4 protein-coding genes and 1 pseudogene are annotated in these 4,470 nt (G+C 63.0%); 2 read left to right on the forward strand and 3 right to left on the reverse strand.

Annotation, left to right across the window (positions count from 1 at the left end; genetic code table 11):
* Positions 1–481: 481 nt before the first annotated feature.
* Together MTDSW087_RS29595 and MTDSW087_RS29600 are read left to right on the forward strand one after the other, a co-directional pair.
* Complete coding sequence (locus MTDSW087_RS29595) at positions 482–1,561, forward strand: IS110 family RNA-guided transposase (RefSeq protein ID WP_144769340.1); 1,080 nt, start codon at positions 482–484, stop codon at positions 1,559–1,561.
* A 16-nt stretch (positions 1,562–1,577) separates the two neighbouring features.
* Positions 1,578–1,856 (forward strand): annotated as a pseudogene (locus MTDSW087_RS29600) (integrase core domain-containing protein); the annotation flags it as partial.
* Between the two features lie 178 nt (positions 1,857–2,034).
* Here the strand turns inward: MTDSW087_RS29600 and MTDSW087_RS29605 are convergent.
* From MTDSW087_RS29605 to MTDSW087_RS29615, 3 genes are all read right to left on the reverse strand, one after another.
* Positions 2,035–2,280, reverse strand: a complete 246-nt coding sequence (locus MTDSW087_RS29605; protein WP_144769342.1) for a hypothetical protein — start codon at positions 2,278–2,280, stop codon at positions 2,035–2,037.
* A gap of 125 nt (positions 2,281–2,405) precedes the next feature.
* Positions 2,406–3,008 (reverse strand): phasin family protein, encoded by a 603-nt coding sequence (locus MTDSW087_RS29610; protein WP_144769344.1) that lies wholly within the window; start codon positions 3,006–3,008, stop codon positions 2,406–2,408.
* A gap of 338 nt (positions 3,009–3,346) precedes the next feature.
* The gene (locus tag MTDSW087_RS29615; RefSeq protein WP_144769346.1) at positions 3,347–3,700 is read right to left on the reverse strand and encodes a hypothetical protein; all 354 of its coding nucleotides are present in this window, start codon (positions 3,698–3,700) and stop codon (positions 3,347–3,349) included.
* Between the last annotated feature and the right edge of the window lie 770 nt (positions 3,701–4,470).

Raw genomic sequence — 4,470 nt, forward strand, 5'->3', positions numbered from 1 at the left:
CCCGGACGTCTGTTTCATCTTCGCTCCTGGGGGCTACGATGAACCAGCCATCCTCCGTTCGTGAAGACCCTCAATCTGTCTCAGGAGTGCTGACGGCGGACAATGCAGACCAGCATGACGGCTCAACTCGTGACGGATGCGCTCATCATGGCAATCTGGCGCAGGGGCAAGCCGGACGCCTTACTGCATCACTCGGATAGTCAGAAGATCGGCGCCAGTTCCCGGGTGGTCTGACCCGCACAGCGATGGACCATCGGTTAAGCTGGCGCCGCAGGGCGTCCCGGTGCGGCCTGACCCGCACTCTGATCGACCGGTCGTGTCTTTCCCCGGACCTGTCGGCCGCCCGGGAACACCCTGGGGTGAGGTTTTGCCTCGCCGATGCCTGTGACCCGAGAAGGGCCTGACCGTCTGGTCTCGTGACTGTCCTGTCCGCGCATCCGGTCGTGGTGAAGCCATCAGGCTCGATCGCCAGGAGGATGGGATGAGTGCCGAGGAAGCTCACGAGCGTCGTGTCATCGGCGGTGTCGACACCCACAAGGATCTGCATGTCGCCGCGGTCGTCGATGGCCGGGATCGGGTTCTGGCGACCGCCAGCTTCGCCGCGACCCGCCAGGGCTATCGGCAGATGCTGATCTGGATGCGTTCGTTCGGCTCGCTGCGCCGCGTCGGGGTCGAATCGACCGGCAGCTATGGTGCCGGCCTGCTCCGCTTCCTCCAGCGGGCCGGGATCGAGGTACTGGAGGTGACCGCCCCCGACACCCAGGACCGTCGTCGGCGGGGCAAGAACGACGACTTCGACGCACAGAGCGCGGCGCACGCGGCTTTCGCCGGCACCCGTACCGTCACGCCGCGCACCCGCGACGGCATGGTCGAGTCGCTGCGCGTCCTGAGCGCGTGCCGGAAGACGGCGGTCGCGGCCCGGCGCATCGCCCTGCAGATGATCCACAACACCATCGTGTGCGCCCCCGATGCCCTGCGCGAGACGCTGCGCCGGATGACCCGGATGCAGCTCGTGCGGACCCTGGCGGCGTGGCGGCCTGATCTGAGCGCCTACCGCGACGTCGAGGCCGCCTACCGGATCGGCCTGAAGTCCCTGGCGCGGCGCTATTTGGAACTGCACGACGAGATCGCCGATCTCGATGCCATGATCGGCGCCATCGTCGACGAACTTGCACCGGACCTCGTGGCCCGCAACTCCATCGGCAGCAATGGCGCCGCTCAGCTCCTCCTGACGGCCGGCGACAATCCCGAGCGCCTGCGCTCAGAGGCAGGCTTCGCGGCGCTTTGTGGCGTGAGCCCCGTGCCGGCCTCATCAGGCAAGACGGTGCGCTATCGCCTCAACCGAGGCGGTGATCGCGCGGCCAACAGCGCGCTGCACATCATCGCCATCGGGCGACTGCGAACCGATGGGCGGACCAAGGCGTACGTGGCCCGCCGAATCGCAGAAGGCCATTCCAAGCTGGAAGCGATCCGCTGCCTGAAGCGCTACATCGCCCGTGAGGTGTTCACGCTCATCACCCGGAGGCGGCAGGCGATCAACCAGCCCCGCATCGCGGCTTGACACACAGAAGGGCGTCCGCGGCAGCCAGTACGCGGCGGAGGCCTACCGGAAGCAGCTCGCCGCCATGGGGGCGAGGCCATCGATGAGCCGGACAGGATGCTGCTCCGATAACGCCCCGATGGAGAGCGTCTTCCACACCCTCAAGGTCGAGCTCGTCCATCAGCGACGATGGGCAACCCGAGATGAGGCGCGACGCGACCTGTTCGCTTACATCGAGGGCTACTACAATCGGCAGCGCATCCATTCGGCACTCGGCTATCTCACGCCCGAGCAGGCCGAGCGGACCGCGAGCTAAACTCCCCGTGTCCGCGGAATCACGGGAGGATCATTGGCTCACAGAGTGATCCTTCTGAACTCCTTGAGGCTTGCTGTTCTGGCGGCACATCATGTTGCTTGCCGGGGTGCTGAGGAAAACCGGCTGCATATCGCAGCCGCCTCCTCCCTGCGCATCAGGCCTGCTCCACCCCATCCTATCAGGAGGCGGTGAGACGCCTTGTGTTTGCAGCAACGCGCTCACGATAGCGGGCAATCACTACGTCAGCCGAGCCTCCAGTCATCAGGGTGCCCAAGGCCTCGATGAAAGCACCGATTTTCTCACTGACCATCCGGTGCGCTTCCAACTGCCCTTCCACGCCACCCCAGGCGAGTTTCACAAGCCGAAGCTCGACGACCTTCTGCGCCTCAAGAGCGAGCAGGGTAACGGCAAAGGGGTTGTACATCGCGCACTCCGTGCCACACCGCGCTGGAACCAACGCGGCTAAGACAAACGAAAAGGGCGGCCGAAGCGACCGCCCTCGGGTTGATTGCGGGATCGAGGATTGCCTGACCTCGGAGGGCAGGCGCCTCAGCGCGCGCTCGCTGAGCCCTGCTGTGCGATACCGGAGAAGGTCTTACTGGCCTCCTCGATGGCGCGTGCCGAGGTCTCGGTGATGGCTTTGCCATCCTGGACCATGGACTGAAGCCCCTCACGCACGAGCTCGCTCTGGATCGCGGAGAACTCCTGTACCGACGTTGCGCGAGCCAACTTGTTCAGTCCGTCGAGATTGCGCTGCCACTGCTTCTGGCTCAGCTCAAGCCAGATCCGCGAGGTGTCCTGAAAGGCCTGGGTGAGCACGGTCCCGCAGCGGACGACCGCTTCCATGTTCTGCTTGGACTGCCGAGCCAAGCGATCGCTGCCTTCGCCCGTGTAGCCGAGGGTGCGGCTGAAGCGATCGGCGGCTTCCCGCGCTTGGTTCGAGGCTGTCTCGACGCCTCTCTGCACGATTCGCTTGGTGTTCTCTGCAGCACGCTCGTTGAGGTCGACGATCTTGTTGCCCCCCTCGCGAGCGGCATCGGCGAACTGTGCACCCTGCTCGGCGGAGTTGTCGATGTTGGTCTTCAGGGCGTCGGAAGCCTTGTCGGATTGATTGTTGTGCTTGTTCTGAGCGGCATTCTGATTGAATGTCATTGTAATTTCCTACCATATGCCCAGTGGCGATTATCATCTAATATGCAAAACAGAGAGATAAAACAGCTTCCTAACTGGATTTTTCCCCTGCTCGTCGCACTGCACCTAAATCGTGCTTCGGTTCGCTTAAACAAGTCCCAGGACGTCGATTTGATCCACTTAATTTTCGTTGACTTTTTTGAAATAGGCTACTTACAAGATAAGTTGTTGATTGCGCTGCACAATAAGAATTCTAACAGGCCGCGCAATCCCGTGCCCTGGATGCGCCGCTTCTACGGCCAGACAGAAGTTATATCGCCAGCGCGTTCCAAGGGATGAGGTTGCGCTTCCAGTGAGCGTCATGATGCACGCCCGACATCGAACCACACGCTCTCCAGCACCATTGCGCGCCATTCCGAGGAGGCGGGGTCCATCTGAACGACGCGCATGATAGCTTCATCAACGGCATCTAGGCCGCCGGCTGCATGGATCTGCTCACCGAGGCGGTGCAATTCTGCCCAATGAGCAGCTCCAGTGGGGTCGGCGGGACGGCGGAAATCTGGCCCGAGCTGTGCCTTTCCAGGCTCCGACCAAGTCGTGAGCGATCCTCCGTCGCGAACGGCGCTGAAGGTCAGACCTACTTGCTCGCTCTCAAGGATGGCCTGCAACAAGGTGTCGGCTTCGATTTCGACGGCAGAGATTGCATGTCTCATCGCGCTCTCCTGAACCCGCCCAGCGATCGCATTCATCAGTGATGCCGTTCGTCGCCCGTGTGTGGCGGGAGGTCCGGTTCAGCTTCGACTGAGAGGGCAGAGAAGCGGATGCTCTGAGGCAACGCATGGATCGCACACATAGTGTCATTGGCGTACCGCCCGCGAGTCGCACCTACGGCGGGACCGCGCGTGCGGGGCATGCAGCCATTCAATCAGAATGCGCTGATAATCGACCTTATGCCACGTCAGGTTGTTCCCAGTGGGGTATGCCTCAACGGGCAAAGCTGCCAGCAGGTGTCACCTTGAGGGTAGTGAATGCAGCATCCTGACTTCCGCGACGGTCGAAATTTTCTGCCTAGGGGACTTTGGTCGAGAGGCAGGCCGCTCGGACCGCCGGAGGTGGGAGCCAGTGTCGCCCGGGTCATCGAGACCATCTTCGACGGGCAGGCACCCGCGCGGCTGGGCGCAGACCTCACGGTCATCGACGGCGGACTGGCAGGCAAAAGGAACTGACGGCCGCTGCTTGGGCGCGACGCGGCGTGGCGTCGAGCGGCTTTGGCTTCCTGTCAGTGGTCCCGACGCCATGAACTCGGCGTTACGCCCGACCAGCGGCGAAATGCTTGCGTGAAGGCGGACGGCTCGGAGAAGTCGAGAGTCGCCGAGATCTGCACTGTCAAACAGCGTTGAACATTGACCCTGGATCGGCGTCGAACTTTGACCCCCTGGATGGGTATGGCGGGACGCCCCTGATCAGCCCGGCGAAGGCGGGT

This window comes from Methylobacterium dankookense (assembly GCF_902141855.1).
In the GTDB taxonomy this organism is placed as follows: Bacteria; Pseudomonadota; Alphaproteobacteria; order Rhizobiales; family Beijerinckiaceae; genus Methylobacterium; species Methylobacterium dankookense.

Bases quoted from the DNA above. Each gene is read 5' to 3' on its own strand.
- MTDSW087_RS29595 (WP_144769340.1), top strand. From the start codon at position 482: ATGAGTGCCGAGGAAGCTCACGAGCGTCGTGTCATCGGCGGTGTCGAC.
- MTDSW087_RS29605 (WP_144769342.1), bottom strand. From the start codon at position 2,280: ATGTACAACCCCTTTGCCGTTACCCTGCTCGCTCTTGAGGCGCAGAAG.
- MTDSW087_RS29615 (WP_144769346.1), bottom strand. From the start codon at position 3,700: ATGAGACATGCAATCTCTGCCGTCGAAATCGAAGCCGACACCTTGTTG.
- MTDSW087_RS29610 (WP_144769344.1), bottom strand. From the start codon at position 3,008: ATGACATTCAATCAGAATGCCGCTCAGAACAAGCACAACAATCAATCC.